This is a genomic window from Sulfurimonas sp. C5 (genome assembly GCF_029872055.1).
Taxonomy (GTDB): Bacteria; Campylobacterota; Campylobacteria; order Campylobacterales; family Sulfurimonadaceae; genus Sulfurimonas.
On the sequence record NZ_JARXNQ010000001.1, the window covers coordinates 768681 to 785933 of the forward strand.

18 protein-coding genes are annotated in these 17253 nt (G+C 35.4%); 10 read left to right on the plus strand and 8 right to left on the minus strand.

The window, feature by feature from the left end; translation table 11 throughout:
• Nucleotides 1-5: 5 nt before the first annotated feature.
• Together P6N22_RS03760 and P6N22_RS03765 are read right to left on the minus strand one after the other, a co-directional pair.
• On the minus strand, nt 6-1808 hold the full coding sequence (locus P6N22_RS03760; protein WP_280330298.1) for a biotin/lipoyl-containing protein: 1803 nt from the start codon (nt 1806-1808) through the stop codon (nt 6-8).
• 8 nt (nt 1809-1816) lie between these two features.
• A complete protein-coding gene (locus P6N22_RS03765) occupies nt 1817-2053 on the minus strand; it encodes an OadG family protein (RefSeq protein ID WP_280330300.1) in 237 nt (78 codons plus the stop codon).
• Between the two features lie 199 nt (nt 2054-2252).
• On the opposite strand from P6N22_RS03765, the gene P6N22_RS03770 reads away from it, so the two are divergent.
• The gene (locus tag P6N22_RS03770) at nt 2253-2558 is read left to right on the plus strand and encodes a hypothetical protein (protein ID WP_280330302.1); all 306 of its coding nucleotides are present in this window, start codon (nt 2253-2255) and stop codon (nt 2556-2558) included.
• Here the strand turns inward: P6N22_RS03770 and P6N22_RS03775 are convergent.
• Nucleotides 2555-3037 (minus strand): hypothetical protein, encoded by a 483-nt coding sequence (locus tag P6N22_RS03775; protein WP_280330303.1) that lies wholly within the window; start codon nt 3035-3037, stop codon nt 2555-2557. The genes P6N22_RS03770 and P6N22_RS03775 overlap by 4 nt on opposite strands.
• A gap of 19 nt (nt 3038-3056) precedes the next feature.
• Here P6N22_RS03775 and P6N22_RS03780 point away from each other — a divergent pair, with 19 nt between their 5' ends.
• Complete coding sequence (locus tag P6N22_RS03780; protein WP_280330305.1) at nt 3057-3230, plus strand: hypothetical protein; 174 nt, start codon at nt 3057-3059, stop codon at nt 3228-3230.
• A gap of 2 nt (nt 3231-3232) precedes the next feature.
• On the opposite strand, the gene P6N22_RS03785 is transcribed toward P6N22_RS03780, so the two are convergent.
• The 3 genes from P6N22_RS03785 to P6N22_RS03795 form a co-directional block, all read right to left on the minus strand.
• Nucleotides 3233-3742, minus strand: coding sequence for a hypothetical protein (locus P6N22_RS03785; RefSeq protein ID WP_280330307.1), 510 nt, complete (start codon nt 3740-3742; stop codon nt 3233-3235).
• A 101-nt stretch (nt 3743-3843) separates the two neighbouring features.
• Complete coding sequence (htpG, locus tag P6N22_RS03790) at nt 3844-5736, minus strand: molecular chaperone HtpG (protein ID WP_280330309.1); 1893 nt, start codon at nt 5734-5736, stop codon at nt 3844-3846.
• Nucleotides 5737-5835: 99 nt separating this feature from the next.
• Nucleotides 5836-6810, minus strand: a complete 975-nt coding sequence (locus tag P6N22_RS03795) for a polysaccharide deacetylase family protein (protein WP_280330311.1) — start codon at nt 6808-6810, stop codon at nt 5836-5838.
• Nucleotides 6811-6850: 40 nt separating this feature from the next.
• On the opposite strand from P6N22_RS03795, the gene P6N22_RS03800 reads away from it, so the two are divergent.
• Genes P6N22_RS03800 through P6N22_RS03815 form a run of 4 tightly spaced genes read left to right on the plus strand, consistent with a single transcriptional unit; the run spans nt 6851 to nt 11420 of the window.
• Nucleotides 6851-7168, plus strand: a complete 318-nt coding sequence (locus tag P6N22_RS03800) for a hypothetical protein (protein ID WP_280330312.1) — start codon at nt 6851-6853, stop codon at nt 7166-7168.
• On the plus strand, nt 7168-8052 hold the full coding sequence (locus P6N22_RS03805; protein WP_280330314.1) for a DUF808 domain-containing protein: 885 nt from the start codon (nt 7168-7170) through the stop codon (nt 8050-8052). Before P6N22_RS03800 ends, P6N22_RS03805 begins: the two co-directional genes overlap by 1 nt.
• Nucleotides 8053-8062: 10 nt before the next feature.
• Nucleotides 8063-10018 carry a ribosomal protection-like ABC-F family protein gene (gene abc-f / locus P6N22_RS03810; protein ID WP_280330315.1) on the plus strand — a complete coding sequence of 652 codons (1956 nt, stop codon included), beginning with the start codon at nt 8063-8065 and terminating at the stop codon, nt 10016-10018.
• Nucleotides 10005-11420 carry a DASS family sodium-coupled anion symporter gene (locus P6N22_RS03815; RefSeq protein ID WP_280330316.1) on the plus strand — a complete coding sequence of 472 codons (1416 nt, stop codon included), beginning with the start codon at nt 10005-10007 and terminating at the stop codon, nt 11418-11420. Before abc-f ends, P6N22_RS03815 begins: the two co-directional genes overlap by 14 nt.
• Before the next feature lie 21 nt (nt 11421-11441).
• Here P6N22_RS03815 and P6N22_RS03820 read toward each other — a convergent pair whose 3' ends face one another.
• Complete coding sequence (locus tag P6N22_RS03820) at nt 11442-12791, minus strand: 3-deoxy-7-phosphoheptulonate synthase class II (protein WP_280330318.1); 1350 nt, start codon at nt 12789-12791, stop codon at nt 11442-11444.
• A 154-nt stretch (nt 12792-12945) separates the two neighbouring features.
• Here P6N22_RS03820 and P6N22_RS03825 point away from each other — a divergent pair, with 154 nt between their 5' ends.
• The 4 genes from P6N22_RS03825 to lysS are packed head-to-tail and all read left to right on the plus strand — an operon-like array spanning nt 12946 to nt 16525.
• Nucleotides 12946-13863, plus strand: coding sequence for a GGDEF domain-containing protein (locus P6N22_RS03825; RefSeq protein ID WP_280330320.1), 918 nt, complete (start codon nt 12946-12948; stop codon nt 13861-13863).
• 1 nt (nt 13864) lies between these two features.
• The gene (locus tag P6N22_RS03830; protein WP_280330321.1) at nt 13865-14503 is read left to right on the plus strand and encodes a CvpA family protein; all 639 of its coding nucleotides are present in this window, start codon (nt 13865-13867) and stop codon (nt 14501-14503) included.
• Entirely contained in the window at nt 14503-14979 is a 477-nt protein-coding gene (locus P6N22_RS03835; RefSeq protein ID WP_280330323.1) for a Fur family transcriptional regulator, read from the plus strand. The genes P6N22_RS03830 and P6N22_RS03835 overlap by 1 nt, the downstream gene beginning before the upstream one ends.
• Nucleotides 14980-15007: 28 nt before the next feature.
• Entirely contained in the window at nt 15008-16525 is a 1518-nt protein-coding gene (lysS, locus tag P6N22_RS03840; protein WP_280330324.1) for a lysine--tRNA ligase, read from the plus strand.
• A gap of 120 nt (nt 16526-16645) precedes the next feature.
• Here the strand turns inward: lysS and P6N22_RS03845 are convergent, their stop codons facing one another.
• A complete protein-coding gene (locus tag P6N22_RS03845; RefSeq protein ID WP_280330326.1) occupies nt 16646-17215 on the minus strand; it encodes a DUF302 domain-containing protein in 570 nt (189 codons plus the stop codon).
• Nucleotides 17216-17253 lie beyond the last annotated feature (38 nt).

Sequence of the window (17253 nt, forward strand, 5' to 3'; positions counted from 1 at the left end):
ACCGATTACCCTAGTACTGCTACTACTTGACCTTCAACTACTTTATCATTTGTAGCTACGTTAATTGATTTAATTACACCACCACGATGAGCAACAACATCAATTTCCATTTTCATAGATTCAAGGATCATAATCACATCACCTTCATTTACGCTTTGACCTGGATTAGCAACGATTTTCCATACATTTCCTGGAAGTAAAGCTTTGATTGGATCACCGTCACCTGAAGTTGCTGCTGCTGGAGCTGCAGCTGCTGGAGCTACACTTTCACCATTAACCGCTGTTACTTGAATATCTGCGTTACCTTCTGCAACTTGAACACTAAATTTTTGTCCGTCTACTACTACTGTATAGTTTCCACTCATTTCTTTATTACCTTCCTTACAATCTTTTTTCATTTGAGATAATTTTCTTACGTTTAATTCACCTTCACCTTTTAGGAAAGCGATACCTTTTTCTTGACATGCTGCTGCAATGAAGATATTTTCTTCTGTAATTTCAATACCTTCTTCTTTTAGTACGTTAATCCAGCTCTCTAAAGATTTTGCAGGATCAGCGTCAGCTAAATCAAGTGCTTTTTCTGTTGTAGGCTCTAAACCTAATTTCTCAGAAGCAATTTTTACAATCTCTGGATCCGGAGCAACAGGAGTTTTACCGAAATATCCAAGAACCATTCTTCCGTAACCTGGAGCAATAGCTTTCCATGGACCTTGCATTACGTTGTTTAATGCTTGTTGGAAATAAAATTGTGAAACTGGAGTTACAGATGTACCATATCCACCTTTTTCAACAACCTCTTGCATAGCTGCGATTACTTCTGGAAATTTATCCATAATATCATTATCACGCATCATTTGAGTGTTTGCAGTAAGTGCACCACCCGGCATTGGTGAGAATGGAATAATTGGAGAAACCATAGTAGCTTCAGGTGGTAAGAAATAATCTTCTAAACATCCTTGAAGTTCTTTTTCATAAGTTAAGATTTTACCGATGTCTAAACCACCAAGATCAAAATCCATACCTTTAGTAGCATGTAACATTGTAAGCATATCCGGTTGACTTGTTCCACCACTTACAGGTGAAGCTGCTAAATCGATACCGTCAACACCAGCTTCTAAAGCAGCCATATAAGCAGCTACAGAAACACCAGCAGTTTCATGAGTATGTAAACGGATATGTGTATCGTCTGGAAGAAGTTTTCTAGCCATTTGAATAGTTTCAAAAACTTTTTGCGGATTAGAAGTACCTGATGCATCTTTAAAACATACACTTGTGTATGGAATACCGCTATCTAAGATATCACGAAGAGTTTTTTCATAAAATTCTACAGTGTGTGCTCCGTGACATCCCGGTGGTAAATCCATCATAGTTACAACTACTTCATGCTTAAGTCCGTGATGAGTGATTCTCTCACCTGAATACTTTAAGTTTTCAACATCGTTTAATGCATCGAAGTTACGAATTGTAGTTGCACCGTGTTTTTTAAACATTTTTGCATGAAGATCGATAAGATCTTTTGAACCTGTATCTAACATTACCGTGTTTACACCGCGAGCTAATGTTTGTAAGTTTGCATCAGGTCCCACAATCTTACGAAATTTATCCATCATCTCAAACGCATCTTCTCTTAAGTAGAAGTATAACGATTGGAATCTAGCTCCCCCACCAAATTCGTAGTGTGTAATTCCAGCTGTTTTTGCGGCTTCTACTGCTGGAAAGAAATCATCCATTAGTACACGACCACCAAAAACTGATTGGAAACCGTCTCTAAAAGTTGTATCCATTATATCAATAAATTTTTTAGCCATTATAATTATTAACCCTCTCTATGATATTTAATAGCTGCCGTAATTGCTGCAACTATCTTTTTTTTGTCTTGAGCAGGTGCACTTGTTGTATTAACATCCGCACTAGCTTGTGGTTCAGGGAAAAATTTATGTACAATTTTAGACATAGCATTCATACATAAGATCATAATGATCAAGAACGAAAATACTGTCCCCATTCCTAATAACATAAATTTCATCCCCTCAATTACGAGGTTAGTTTCCATAAATTTTACCTTTATCCATAATTTGTCGACTTAGTATAGTAAAAAGATGTTTAAAGAAAGTTTTTAATATTCTGTTAATTGACAAAAATGAAAAGAGTGTTACTTTTTTGTTCAGAAAAAAAAACTAAAAATTTCGTAAAGATCTTTTTGATACACTTCCATTATAAAAACAAACAAATTTTTTACAATAGGAAACATTATGATAGCTGGTATGTACGAACAAACATTTATAGCATATATGATTTTTGGTCTTATCTTAAACTTCGTATTTTCAATGCTTTTTGGCCTTTATTTGAGTAAAAACATCGGTATGAAGGAGATGATTGAGTCTAAAGGGGACAAAGAACAGTCATTATGGGTAAGTCTCAGTCTTTTTATACCTTATGCAAAAATGGCGGTAACACTTTACAGAGTTGCTGTACTTCAATTTTTCTTTTTAAATAAAGGGTACTCTCATAAAGAGTTTTGGATCTATATGACACACACTCATAAAAGAGAAAATTAATCCGTTGTTACACAACGCAACACATTAGGATCTTTAAAAATCCCTTTTTTTCTTAACTCTGCACTTCTTTGTGCTGATTGAAATCTTGGTTCAAAAACTTCATTTTTCAGATCTTTTTGAATTAGAGCAGCTCCCTCTTTAAGCAAGATTTCTGAATATGTCAACTCCCCTTTTGCATATATAATACAACTTTTGTTTTCATACTCTAGATGGTAAAAAGACTTTCTGTGAAGCACATGGTAATGTAAATTATACAGTTCAGGATTTTGTACGTAAAACTTTTTCAATACGTTTTTACACTCTTTAGTCGTTTTTTTAGAGTTTAATAGCTCATCAACCGTTGTAATTCCATAAGGTTTACATTGAAAAGAGTAATCAGGCAGAACTTGAAACTCCTGTAAAGCATTACTTAAATTCCCTTTTAACATTAACATTGTCGGTTCTTTTGCATCAAGAGTAAATAATGGTATAATTAACAACCAAACTTTGAGGTTATTAATGAGTGATTTTAAACTAAAACTAGTTCTGAGTATTTTAAGCGGGATACTTTTTTCATTTATTTTCATAATTCTTGCTTTTGCTCTTCCTGTCAAAGACGCTCCTGAACCTATCGTAATAAAAAAACCTCAAGGAAAACTTGAAAAAATTGCTGAATCTATGAAAAATAGATAATGCTATAAAGCATTTTTAATAGCCAAGAGTTTCAAAGTATCGTACGCTCTTTGAGGCTTTAGTTTTATTGCACAGTATTTTAACGCTTCTAAGCAATGTACAAGATAATCTAAATCATCTTTTTTCATCAACTCATATAATAAAATTTGCGCATCATGAATACGTAAGTTTCTTGCTACACCTAAATTTTTATGTGCAAGTTCTCTAAATGGTGTATAGTCTAAATCTTTTGAATTAGCTTTTGAGTTTTGTAACTCTTTTAAATACTTTTCAAACTGAACGACAGATTTTGTGATCTGTTCAACATAATCTTCTACTAGATGATCCACAAGTTCTGCATCTAATCCCAGCTCTTCTATTGCGATGGCCGGATCATAATCATAACCTTCTATTTTTAAATTTGAAAGTTCAAATACCGCCAATTCATGACATAGTAATTCTGCTTGTTGTGACAATGTAATAGGATCAGTTTGTTGTATATCCGTAAGATAATAATTGAGTTTCTCTAACATAAACAATAAGATAGCATATTTTTTAACGAAGATGTGTTTTTTAAAGGAAAATATTCATAATAAATCCTTATGGGTGCTACAAATACACCCATAAGCGGTTTTTAGAGGGCTTTTGTGATAATTCTGTTTAATCTTGTAACAAAGTCTGCCGTATCTTTTAACTCCTGACCGTCAAACAGTCTTGCCTGGTCAAGAAGTACGTGTGCAGCATCTGCAATTAGATTTTGATCAGCTGACTCTTTTAGTTTTTTGATCAGATCATGATTTGGATTTACTTGTAAAATTGGTGCAGGTTCTGGCACATCACCGCCTTGACCCATCTGTTTCATCATTTGTGCCATCATATAAGCAGGATCTTCTTTATCTGCTTTAATTGCAACAGCAGATTCAACAAGTTCAGGAGCAACTTCAACAGCTTTTACCTCTTCACCTAGAAGCTCTTTGATCTCGTTTGTGAAACCTTCGTATTCTTTTGAAAGTTCCTCTTTCGCTTTTTGCTCCTCTTCACTCTCTTCTAACTTTGCATCCGTAACATTTACAAGTTTGTAGTCTTTGTATTCTGTAACCATTGGGAAGATGATCGTGTCTACCTCTTCATTTAGAACAAGTACGTCGATATTTTTTGCTTTAAACTTCTCTAATACAGGAGATTTTTTCAGCATATCAAGTGAAGATTTTCCAGTAATATAGTAGATCTCTTTTTTATCTTCATCTACATTTTTTATAAACTCTTCGATCGATGTTTGCTCATTTGAATTAAGTGTATTGAACTTTAATAACTCTAAGATCTTTTCACGGTTTCCAAAATCATTATAAAGTCCTTCTTTAAGTACATTTCCAAACTCTTTATAGAAAGTATCGTATTTCTCAGGTTCTTTATTCATCATTTTAGCAAGCTCTGAAAGTACTTTTTTCACTGAAGCATTTTTGATTTTTGCCATTACTGCATTGCTTTGTAAGATCTCACGAGATACGTTTAGAGGTAAATCTTTTGAATCGATTACACCGCGTAAAAATCTTAAGTATGTCGGCATTAATTCTTTTTCATCATCTGTAATAAATACACGGTTGATGTACAGTTTGATACCTGACTGATAATCTACTCTGTAGATATCCATAGGTGCTTTGCTTGGGATGTAGAAAAGTGTCGTATATTCGATTGCACCTTCTGCTTTATTGTGCATCCAAGCTAAAGGCTCTTCGCTAGAATGCGCGATTGTTTGGTAAAAATCTTTGTACTCTTCATCAGAAACTTCAGATTTTGCAATACTCCAAAGTGCATTTGCCTTATTGATCTGCTCATTGTTTACTTCAGTTTTAGCAGGCTCAGTTTCATTCCCTTCATCATCTGTTTTTGCAGGGATATAGTTTTCTTTGTCCATAAATATCGCAAACGGAATATGGTTAGAGTATTTTTTGATCAGAGATTCAAGTCTGAAAGTTTCAGTAAACTCTGTTTCATCATCGTTAAGGAAAAGTTTGATCTCAGTACCGTGAGACTCTTTTGTTGCCTCTTCGATGTCAAATTCACCCGAACCGTTACTGACCCACTTGTACGCTTTCTCTTCACCGGCTTTTTTCGTAGTAACCTCAACTTTACCAGCTACCATAAATGCTGCGTAAAAACCTACTCCGAATTGTCCGATCAGTTGAGAATCCTGTTTTTGATCACCGCTTAAAGACTCTAAGAACGCTTTTGTACCTGACTTTGCGATCGTACCTAAGTTATTCATTAGGTCCTCTTCGTTCATACCGATACCGCTGTCTATAATTGTTAATGTTTTTTCATCTTTGTTCGGTACTAAATCGATACGAGGATTAAAGTTTATAGTTTTGTATTTATCATCTGTTAAATGGAGCATATTAAGTTTGTCCAATGCATCCGAGGCATTAGAGATTAGCTCACGTAAAAAAATCTCTTTATTTGAATAGAGTGAGTGAATCATTAAATGTAGTATTTGATTTGCTTCAGTTTGAAACTTATGTGTTGCCATTTATCTTCCTTTTTTTGTAAATTTATGTGATTTTAGCAAAAAAACGTAAATGGATGCAAATAATATCAATTAAGTTTAGTCAGTAAGACTAAAGTATATTTAGTCTTTGAAAATCCATAAATGGCTATACCAATACCATTTGTCATTTTCTGCTTCAGCCGTACATGTATATTTTTCCCTTCTGAATCTGATTTTTTCTTTGGATTTTGTTTGAAACGTAGTATCATCCAACCATTTAACATCTATAGGTTCTCCACTAGATAAGTAACATCTGATACCCATATGTTTTTTGAGCTTAATTTGCAGTGTTGGAGGGTTATTGGTCATATATTCTTGTATGGAGTTTATAGGTAGAGGTAAAGTGTTTAGTTTTAAAGCAAACTCTTCTAGAGCTGCATATCGTTCTGCCATAGGGTAACGAGGAACATGATTGAGATTTCCTTTGTACAGTACTCCAGATGTTTGCGTAATCCCTACATAACTATTTTTTTCTAAATAGTTTTGCAGCTCCTCATCATACTCTCCAAACGGATATGAAAACATTTTAGGGTTTTCATTGGTATGTTTGCCAAGTTCCTCCTGTAGTCTTTTTTGTGCATATTGAATCTCTTTGTTTAAGAGATCTTTTTTTTGAAGTAAATATGGATGTGAATAAGAGTGATTGGAAAACTCAATTCCGTACTTTTGCATCTCTCTCATCTCATCCCAACTCATATAGAATTTTGATCCCACATCAACTGCATGTGTATTTACAAAAACAGTACATTGATATTTATACCTCTTCAACATCTTAAACGCTACGGTATAAACAGACTTGTAAGCATCGTCAATTGTAAGTACTACTGTTTTCGGCGGTAAAGGTTTGTTTTGTTTTAACAAATTTATAACTGTTGAGAGTTTGACTACATTATAATTATTTTTGAATAGATAATCTAATTGTGCTTGAAACTGCTCTTTTGTAACGTTGGTTGAAGGATACTTTTCATTTCCAAAATGATGATACATAAATACAACGGCATGTTCATCTGCAAAAGTACTAAAAACGATAAATATTAGTAAAATAATTTTCTTCATACTTATGATTATACTTAATTCCTTTGGATATAATACTCATATGAATAATTCAGACTTTATTGATATGATACAACCAACACCGAAACTGCTCTCCAAACGCTGCAAAGCAATTGCTCTTTTATTGCGTTTATTTTTACAGTTTTCAATCTATCCGGTTAGTGCCTTAGTTTGGTACTTTGAGGGGTGGTTTATTGCTGTTTTGACACTTCTTTTAGGTTTTGTAATTATCGGTATTATCCGCTCAAAACTTCGAAATGATTCTATCCCTGTACAACAAAGGGAATACAACTATAACGATCAAGGTATTGCTGCTTGGTATACTGCAAAACATTTTTGTTACGAAGGAGAATATAAATAATGACAGGTGGTTTTTTCGCAGTCTTTGACGACATTGCAACTCTTTTAGATGATGCGGCATCTATGACAAAAGTCGCTACTAAAAAAACAGCGGGTATTTTAGGTGACGACTTGGCTGTCAATGCACAAAAAGCTTCTGACTTTGCAGCTTCCCGTGAGATCCCTGTTCTATGGGCAATTACAAAAGGCTCATTTATAAATAAACTCATCATCTTACCTCTTGCATTTTTACTCAGCTATTTTGCTTCTTGGGCTATTATTCCAATACTTATGCTCGGTGGAGCTTATTTAGCTTTTGAAGGAGCTGAAAAAGTTTTAGAATGGATCATGCCACACAAACATCATAAACATGAAAACCCCGACTTGCACCTAAGCGAAGATGAAATACTCTATATAGAAAAAGAGAAGATCAAGTCTGCCATTAAAACAGATTTTATTCTCTCAATAGAGATCGTCATCATGGCTTTGGGTGTAGTGCTGAATGAAACACTAGCAACTCAGATCATTGCCGTAACTATAGTAGCTTTTTTAGCAACTATCGGTGTATATGGGATAGTAACTCTTATTGTACGTATGGACGATATCGGTTTTCATCTCATTGCAACTGCAAAAGAGACAAATAAGTTTCGTAAAGGTATCGGTTTAATGCTTGTACGTTCCCTGCCAAAAGTGATCAAATCACTTACGATTATCGGTACTCTTGCTATGCTTTTAGTTGCAGGAGGAATCTATATGCACAACTGGCACCAACTCCATGAGCTATTTCATTTTCTGCCGACTATGCTATCGGAACTTCTGATCGGACTTATTCTTGGGGCTTTGGTTTTAGGAGTTGAAAAAGTGTTCTCACAGCTAAAGAAAGTTATAATTTCGACAAAAAAATAAGAACAATTTTATGGCACTAATAGACTTACAAAATATCTCAAAACATTACTCTGCACAAAAAATCTTGGTTGAAGTGAACTTCCATGTCGATGAAGGTGAACGTATCGTTATCATCGGAAAAAACGGTAGCGGTAAATCGACTTTAATGAAGATAGTCAACGGCTCGCTAGATGCTGATGAGGGTAGACGCATTGTACAAAACGATATTGAAGTCAAAATGCTTGATCAACGCCCTGTTTTTGAAGAAGGGCATAACGTCCGCGAAGCCGTAGAAGCAGGTTTAAAAGAGATTAACGCCGCAAAAGATCGCTATAACGAGCTTACAAATCTTTTAGCTGAAGATTTTGAAAATAAGACACTTTTAAAAGAACATGAAAAACTCTCTAACTACATCGAACACCATTCTGCATGGAATTTAGATGATAAGATCGAGCGTATTATTCAGCACTTTGATCTCAAACAATATGAGGACAAACCGATAGCGCTTCTCAGCGGAGGGGAACAAAGACGTGTAGCTCTTGCTTCACTTCTGCTGCAAAAACCTGATGTACTTCTCCTTGATGAGCCTACCAACCACCTTGACGTATATATGGTTGAGTTTTTGGAAGAGCTTCTTTTAAAAGAGAAATTTACTCTTGTATTTATTTCCCACGACCGTTACTTCATAGATCGTGTAGCAACAAAATCGATTGAAGTTGAAGATTGTGCCCTTAGGGAATACAAAGGTGGTTACAGTGACTACTTAAGACAAAAAGAGCAGTACCTGCAAAATCTTCAAAAACAACATGAAACACTTCTCTCGTTACTTAAACGTGAAAATGAGTGGTATTCACGCGGTGTTAGAGCAAGGCTTAAACGTAATGAAGGACGTAAAGAACGTTTAATGGAGTTACGTGAAGCTGCAAAAAGCAACCCCTCAAAGATCAGAAAAATGTCTATGGAGTTACAGCGTGAAGCTAAACACTTCAACCGTGACAAAAGTATAAACAAACAAAAAATGCTTTTTGAGATCGAAGATTTACATGTAAAACTAGGTGATAAAGAGTTATTACACGATTTTACAACAAGGATTTTACAAAAAGACGTAATCGCAATCGTAGGTCCAAACGGAAGTGGAAAATCAACTCTTTTAAAAGTATTGCTGGGGCGTATCAAACCTATATCCGGGAAAATTAAAAAAGGGGAATTTACAGTAGGCTACTTCGATCAGCACCGTGAGATGCTTGACGATGACAAAAACCTTATTGAGACTTTTTGTCCAAACGGCGGTGATCGTGTAAGTGTACAGGGAAAAGATTTACATGTATACGGATACCTCAAAAACTTTCTATTCCCGAGAGAGTTTTTAGACAAGAAGATCGGTGTGCTTAGCGGTGGGGAAAAAAACCGTGTAGCACTTGCCCTGCTCTTTACTAAAAAAGTAGATATTTTAATTCTCGATGAGCCTACAAATGATCTCGATATTCCAACGATCAATATCTTGGAAGAACAACTTACAAATTTTCCTGGTGCGGTAATACTTGTAAGTCACGATAGATACTTTGTAGACAAAATTGCAAAAAAACTCTTCATCTTTAAAAAAGACAAAACAATCGAAGAGTCGTATCAACAGTACAGTGAGTATCTTGAACTTGAAAAAGAACTCCATGAACTAGATGAGATGGAAAAAGAGGCTTTGGTTATTGAAGAAAAGCCAAAAGAGGAAATCAAAGAGAAACCAAAACCTGTCAAACTGACATATAAAGAGAAAATTGCTCTTGAAAAACTCCCTGCCGAGATTGAAGCATTGGAATTACAGATCGAGGAAAAGAACAACTGTTTGGCAAATCCTGCATGCTATGAAGAGATTGGTATTTCAGTTTTAGCAAAAGAATTAGAAGAACTTGAAGCCCTCTATGAAGAGAAGGTGGAAGAGCTTTTAACTATTGAAGAAAAAGTAGAGGCGATAGAAAATGGCTCATCATAAACACTCTAATAAAATTATACATCTCAAACAACTTTTCATCTTCATCTTTGGAGTTGCATTATGGTTCTCTCCTACTCCCGATGGACTGACACTCCAAGCCTGGCATCTTTTTTCAATCTTTATCTCAATTATTTTAGCTGTTATTCTCGAAGCTTTTCCTATATTTACCGCATCAATCATAGGGCTTAGTTTTAGCGTACTAACGACGACGTTAACACCAAAAGAAGCCTACAGTGGTTTTTCTCAAAGCTTTATTCTTCTCATCATTGTTGCTTTTTTAATTGCCCGCGGTGTTATCAAATCTGGTCTTGGTAAAAGAATTGCTTTTTTAATCATCAAAAAATTTGGTAAATCCTCTTTGGGACTCGGGTATTCAATGATAGCGGCAGATATGTTTATAGCTCCTGCTTTTCCAAGCAATACGGCACGTAGCGGTGTATTGTTTCCTATCGTCAATGCTCTAGCAGCTGACAGCGGTTCGAAAGTAGCGGACGGAACTCGTAAAAAACTCGGAGCTTATTTGATGATGACCTCAATGGCTGGGATCACTATCTCATCTGCAATGTGGCTTACTGCAATGGCTGCAAATCCTGCCGGTGTGAAGATGGCGCAAGAGTTTGGAGTCAACATCTCTTTTGGTTCATGGGCTTTGGCCGCATTTTTGCCTACCCTACTAGCTTTTATAGCTATTCCCTGGGTACTTTTTAAACTCTTTCCTCCTGAGATCAAACACACACCGAATGCTCCAGAAATTGCAAAACAAGAGCTAGAGCATATGGGTAATATACATAAGAACGAATACATTATGGGCTTTACTTTTATAGCAATGGTAACACTATGGGTGCTCTCCCCTGTTTTTGGATTTGACAAAACGGCAGTGGCATTTTTAGGGCTGGCTGCACTGATGATAAGCAATATTTTTACTATGGATGATCTCGCTCATGAAGGACGTGCACTCGGCACGCTTATATGGTTTGCTATTTTATATTCTATGAGTTCAGAGTTAAACCATTTAGGATTTATGTCTTGGTTAGGTGATCACATCTCAACTTTTGTTATAGGATATTCATGGCAGATGGTATATGTTTTACTGGTTCTTGCCTATGTATTTATCCACTACTTCTTTGTTTCACAAACAGCTCAAATGCTTGCACTGTTTTCAGTCTTTTTAGGTGTAGGTGTAAATACCGGTGTACCTGCTGAGCTTTTAGCACTCATGCTTCTGTTTGCAACAAATTTTAATGCTATGATCACACCGCAAGGTTCATCTGCAAATGTTATCTATTTAGGTTCTGGGTATATTCTCTCAAACGAAGTATATAAATACGGGGGAATTATTACACTGCTGAACAGTTTTATCTATTTAGTTTTTGGAAGTTTTTGGATTATTGCGGTAGTATAAAAAAGTAGAGGAAGGTTCTCTCTACTTTTGTGCTTCTTTTAAAGAATCTGCAATTAAGAATGCAAGCTCTAAAGATTGATCAGCGTTTAGACGAGGATCACAGTGTGTATGATAACGTGAACTTAAATCTTCTTCAGTTACCGTAAATACACCACCAATACATTCAGTAACGTTTTTCCCTGTCATCTCTAAGTGAACACCACCTGCGTGAGTTCCTTCAGCTTTATGTACTTGGAAGAACTGTTTCATCTCTGTTAAGATATCATCAACCGGACGAGTTTTATAGTTATTTGAAGACTTGATTGTATTTCCATGCATCGGGTCACATGACCAAACTACATTTAAACCTTCTCTCTCAACAGCACGAATAAGTGAAGGCATACCTTCGGCTACTTTGTTTGCACCCATACGAACAATAATGTTTAGACGACCTGCCTCATTTTCAGGATTCACTGCGTTTGCAAGACGAATTAAATCTTCAGGATCCATAGATGGTCCTGCTTTAATGCCGATAGGGTTTTTAATCCCTTTCATGTATTCAACGTGAGCACCGTCAAGCTGACGAGTTCTATCACCGATCCAAACCATATGTGCTGCTACATTGTACCAATCACCTGTAATTGAATCTCTTCTTGTAAACGCTTCTTCATATGGAAGTAAAAGAGCTTCGTGAGATGTAAAGAAATCTGTTTCACGAAGAGTTCTGTACGTTTTAGATGTAATTCCACATGCTTCCATGAATTTAAGTGACTGCTGAATATCATCTGCAAGTTTTTCGTACTTTTGTGTTACATCACCTTGATGAGCAAAATCTAAAGTCCATTTGTGTACTTGATGAAGATCTGCTAAACCTCCAGAAGCAAATGCACGTAAAAGATTTTGTGTTGATGTAGATTGATTGTATGCTTTGATCATACGTTCAGGATCCGGTACACGTGATGCAGAATTAAAATCAACAGAGTTGATAATATCACCACGGTAAGAATCTAACGTAACACCGTCAATTGTTTCAGTATCACTTGATCTAGGTTTTGCAAATTGACCGCCAAGACGTCCAACTTTTACAACCGGAAGACCACCGGCATATGTCATCACAACTGCCATTTGCATTAAAGCTTTAAAAGTATCACGAATGTTATCTGCATGAAATTCACTAAAACTTTCAGCACAATCACCACCTTGTAGTAAAAATGCTTTTCCGTTTGCAACTTGTGCTAACTGTTCTTTTAGTGAACGAACCTCTCCAGCAAACACTAGTGGTGGATAGTTTTTTAGCTCCGATAGAACATCTTCCAACTTCTTTTGATCAGGATAAGTTGGCTGTTGTAAAATTGGTTTTCCTCTCCAGCTTGATGGGGTCCATATACTCATAGTTATAACCTTAAATTCTTATTTTTCGCAATTCTATCCTAATATAGTTAAAATCAGTATGAGTTCCGTTCATTTTCAGCTATTTTTTATATAAAAGTTTTTTTTATGGTTTATTTTTGTATAATCACTTCATTAATTTTCCGGAGCTTTCGAATTGAAAAAAGATGAATTAAAATCTCTTGTAACGCAGTTATATAACGATTTAATAGACAATATTGACGCGCAAGAATCCCCAAATAAAGATCAAGTAGCAGAGTATCTTCAAGATGCAGTTCTCACTATCCAATCTCTTAATGAAAATCAGATGGATACGATTGAACATGCACAACAAGCATTTACAAATGCCTATAAAATCATTGCTGAACAGGGAATATCATCTTATCAAGAAACAAATAATAAATTTTTAGATCTTACAGAAAAACATCAAGCAAATTTAGAAGAATATAAAAATTCTGCAATGGTTGATTCTAAAGTTATTACAGAAAAGTTTGATGAACTTCATCAACATATGACTTTTGAAGTAAAAAGAGCAAACTCCGTTATAGAAAACCTACATGCAAGAATCAAGGAGTTAGAAGAAAATTCTCAACTCGATTCATTGACTAAAACATATAACCGTCGTGCATTTAATTTATATCTGACACAATTATGTGACAAAGAAAAAATCCAAGAGGATATGCATTTTCTGATCTTAGATATTGATGATTTCAAAAATATCAATGACACTTACGGACATGTTGCCGGAGATAAAGTACTGATTTTCATTACAAATCTTCTTAAAAAAACACTACGTGACGGGGATAAGATTTTCAGATACGGCGGTGAAGAGTTTGTAATTATTCTTAATAGAATCGACAATGACAGCTGTTTACAAATCGCACATAGAATTTTAAAACTCGTTAGTAGTAACAAACTTATTTACAAAGGGACAACGTTGCAGGTAACCGTAAGTATAGGGAGTACTAAATTCCATGAAGGAGACACTCCTGTAGATCTATTGGAAAGAGCAGATATGGCTTTATACAGATCTAAAAAGAACGGTAAAAATCAAATGAATACGGAAATAAAATAAAATGGACTTAAATTATTTTGATATAGTAGCTGGAGTTATTATTCTTCTGCTTGGTCTTAAAGGGATCATAAATGGTTTTTTTAAAGAGATTTTTGGACTTATCGGAATCATTGGTGGTATTTTTATCGCTTCAAGATTAGGTGATGATGTCGGACAATATCTAAGTGACCATATCTTTAAATTTTCTAATGAGTCGGCTATCAGTTTTACGGGCTTTATAGTTTCACTGCTTGGTTTTTGGCTTGTTATGATCGCAACTGGTATAGTTTTTCAAAAGCTGAGCAAACTCAGCGGTCTTGGAGCACTGGATAAAATTCTAGGTTTTGCCTTTGGTGCTAGCAAATTTTTCCTAATCGCTGCAGTAATTGCTTTTGCTATCAGCAATATCAAATCTTTAAAACCGACGATGGATTCTGTAATGCAAAACAGTGTTTTATATCCGGTTCTAGTCTCAACGGGTGGATTTATTATGAAAATAGATCCTGTTGAAGAGGTTGTTGACATTAACGAAAGTATCGACAAAGCTACACAGATGGTTGAAAAAACTACTCAAGAGATTGTTGGTGAATCAATTAAAGAAAAAATCGCTGATATAAATTCTACGATTGAAACGAATACAACCAACAAAGAGAAAAAATAATGTCTGATATAACTACGAACTTTAATGACAGAACGATAGAGTATAATCAACTGCTTGATGATTTTAAAAACCTTATCAAAAAAAACAATTTAAAGTTCACTATCCAGCGTGAAGTTATTTTAGAAACACTATATAATTCAGATGAGCACTTAACACCAGAAGAACTGCATAGAATTATTCAGGAAAAATACCCTGAGTTAAATACAGGTATTGCAACTATATACAGAACTCTCTCTTTACTGGAAGATTCTCATATAGTTACTTCATTATCTTTCGGTGCCCAAGGGAAAAAGTATGAACTTGGTGCAAAAGATCACCATGACCATTTAATCTGTACAGAGTGTGGTCAGATTACTGAATTTGTTGATGAAGAGATAGAAAAACGTCAACACAAAATCACTGAAGAGCTCGGTTTTAAAATGATCGATCATTCTATGCAGATCTACGGTATCTGCAAAGCTTGCCAAGAAAAATAAAAAAATCTAAACATTAAAGGAATAATTTTTGACTTTTGACAATAAATTTGTACAACAAAGAATCCAAAAAGCAAAAGCGTTAAAAGAGTCTGGTTTTAACCCGTATTCTAATAACTCAAAAAGAAATACTACAATTGCTAAATATATTAACGTAAACCAAGATATTTTTGATAAAGAAGAGAAGCGTGATGAAAAACGCAACTATACTGTAAGCGGTCGTATTAAACTTCTTCGTATTATGGGTAAAGCAAGTTTTGCAAAGATCGAAGATGAAAGCGGAATGTTACAGGTTTACATCGCTAGAGACAATCTTCCTGAAGGTTTTTACAATGAAACTTTCAAGAAAAACATTGAAGTTGGTGACATTATCGAAGTTGCAGGATACCCATTCGTAACTGGTAAAGGGGAACTTTCTTTACACGTTGATGAGTTACATTTATTGACAAAAGCGATCTCTCCTCTTCCTGAAAAATTCCACGGGATTACAGATAAAGAGACTAGATACAGAAAACGTTACCTTGACCTAATCATGAACTCTGAAGTACGTCGTACATTTCAAATCCGTTCACAAGTAATTTCACTTACAAGAAGATTTTTTGAAGACAAAGGTTTCTTAGAAGTTGAAACTCCTATGATGCACCCAATTGCAGGTGGAGCAAATGCTAAACCATTCGTTACTCACCACAATGCACTTGGAATTGACAGATACCTAAGAATTGCACCTGAGCTTTATTTAAAAAGACTTATTGTTGGTGGATTCGAAGCTGTATTTGAGATCAACAGAAACTTCAGAAACGAAGGTATGGATGCTACTCACAATCCAGAATTTACTTCGATCGAATTCTACTGGGCATATAAAACATACAAAGACCTAATAGAGATCACAAAAGAGTATTTTCATTACCTTTTCGATCACTTAAATCTTCCTACAATCTTACCGTACGGTGATATGGAAGTAAACTTTAACAACTTTCAAGAGATTCCACTTATCAAATCACTTTCAGAGATTGGTGGCGTTCCTGAAGAGATCGTATATGACAAAGAAAAAATCTTAGACTTTTTACGTTCAAAAAATCTAGAGGCTAATGCAGCTATGAATCTTGGACAACTGCAAGGTGAACTTTTTGACGAGTTCGTTGAAGAAAAACTAATCGATCCTACATTCATTACAGAGTATCCTGTAGAGATCTCTCCACTTGCACGTAGAAGTGATGAAAATCCTGCTATTACTGAGAGATTTGAGCTGTTCATTGCAGGTCGTGAGATCGCAAATGCATTCAGCGAGTTAAACGACCCTGTTGATCAGTTAGAGCGTTTTGAAGGGCAAATGGCTGCTAAAGACAGCGGTGACGATGAAGCGCATGAAATGGACAGTGATTTCGTTGAAGCACTAAGCTACGGTATGGCTCCAACTGCAGGACAAGGTATCGGTATCGACAGACTTGTAATGCTTCTTACAAACGAGCACAGTATCCGTGACGTACTACTGTTCCCTGCTATGAAACCTTTACATAATGAAATTCATTCAGAGGATGAAGAGGAATAAGAGAATTTCAAAGAGAGTGAAGATACTCTCTTTATAAAAAATAAGATGATTTTTTTATCATCTTTTCTGAAGAAAGAAAACTTTAAAAGTTTACTTCTTTTCTACAGAAAGGGACTTCGTTTAGAAGTCACCTTTTGCAGCACGCTCTGGAACCATCTCCATCGCTTCTTTAACTTTTAATGCAGCTTCAAGCATCTCTGGAGGTAACGGCTTACCACCATAAATTGCAAGAGTCATATCCATACTGATTAGATTTGCATGCCCATCTCCATATTGGATATACATAATTCTACAAGGCATAAACCCACCATACCATTGTGAATAGTTTAGAAATACTTTTGCAGTTGTTAAGTTACATAAAGAGTAAATTCTTGCTTCTTTTACTTCATCAGGAGCAGCATCCTCTTTTGTATACATTTTTACATAACCTGTAAGTCTCATATTGTACTCTTCAGTAAGAGCTTCGATAGATTCTTTTACTTCGTCTCCACTGATACCCTCTTGAACTTCCCAAGTTTTCATCATTGCACGAGCAGGATCACCGTTTGTTAAAATATTGTCAAACATAGCCATAAATGCAGGCATTGCTTTTGGATGTAGTGAAGCAACTTTCGAGCCGAACATTGCATAAAATCCTATCATAGCTACCAATACTAAAGCACCTATAACCGCTAGTATATTTTTTATCATACTTTTCTTCCTTCCTTTGTATTACGAGAGGATGTTAT

Coding starts and splice junctions, on each gene's coding strand:
- P6N22_RS03760 (WP_280330298.1), bottom strand. CDS start 1,808: ATGGCTAAAAAATTTATTGATATAATGGATACAACTTTTAGAGACGGT.
- P6N22_RS03765 (WP_280330300.1), bottom strand. CDS start 2,053: ATGGAAACTAACCTCGTAATTGAGGGGATGAAATTTATGTTATTAGGA.
- P6N22_RS03770 (WP_280330302.1), top strand. CDS start 2,253: ATGATAGCTGGTATGTACGAACAAACATTTATAGCATATATGATTTTT.
- P6N22_RS03780 (WP_280330305.1), top strand. CDS start 3,057: ATGAGTGATTTTAAACTAAAACTAGTTCTGAGTATTTTAAGCGGGATA.
- P6N22_RS03785 (WP_280330307.1), bottom strand. CDS start 3,742: ATGTTAGAGAAACTCAATTATTATCTTACGGATATACAACAAACTGAT.
- htpG (WP_280330309.1), bottom strand. CDS start 5,736: ATGGCAACACATAAGTTTCAAACTGAAGCAAATCAAATACTACATTTA.
- P6N22_RS03795 (WP_280330311.1), bottom strand. CDS start 6,810: ATGAAGAAAATTATTTTACTAATATTTATCGTTTTTAGTACTTTTGCA.
- P6N22_RS03800 (WP_280330312.1), top strand. CDS start 6,851: ATGAATAATTCAGACTTTATTGATATGATACAACCAACACCGAAACTG.
- P6N22_RS03805 (WP_280330314.1), top strand. CDS start 7,168: ATGACAGGTGGTTTTTTCGCAGTCTTTGACGACATTGCAACTCTTTTA.
- abc-f (WP_280330315.1), top strand. CDS start 8,063: ATGGCACTAATAGACTTACAAAATATCTCAAAACATTACTCTGCACAA.
- P6N22_RS03815 (WP_280330316.1), top strand. CDS start 10,005: ATGGCTCATCATAAACACTCTAATAAAATTATACATCTCAAACAACTT.
- P6N22_RS03820 (WP_280330318.1), bottom strand. CDS start 12,791: ATGAGTATATGGACCCCATCAAGCTGGAGAGGAAAACCAATTTTACAA.
- P6N22_RS03830 (WP_280330321.1), top strand. CDS start 13,865: ATGGACTTAAATTATTTTGATATAGTAGCTGGAGTTATTATTCTTCTG.
- P6N22_RS03835 (WP_280330323.1), top strand. CDS start 14,503: ATGTCTGATATAACTACGAACTTTAATGACAGAACGATAGAGTATAAT.
- P6N22_RS03845 (WP_280330326.1), bottom strand. CDS start 17,215: ATGATAAAAAATATACTAGCGGTTATAGGTGCTTTAGTATTGGTAGCT.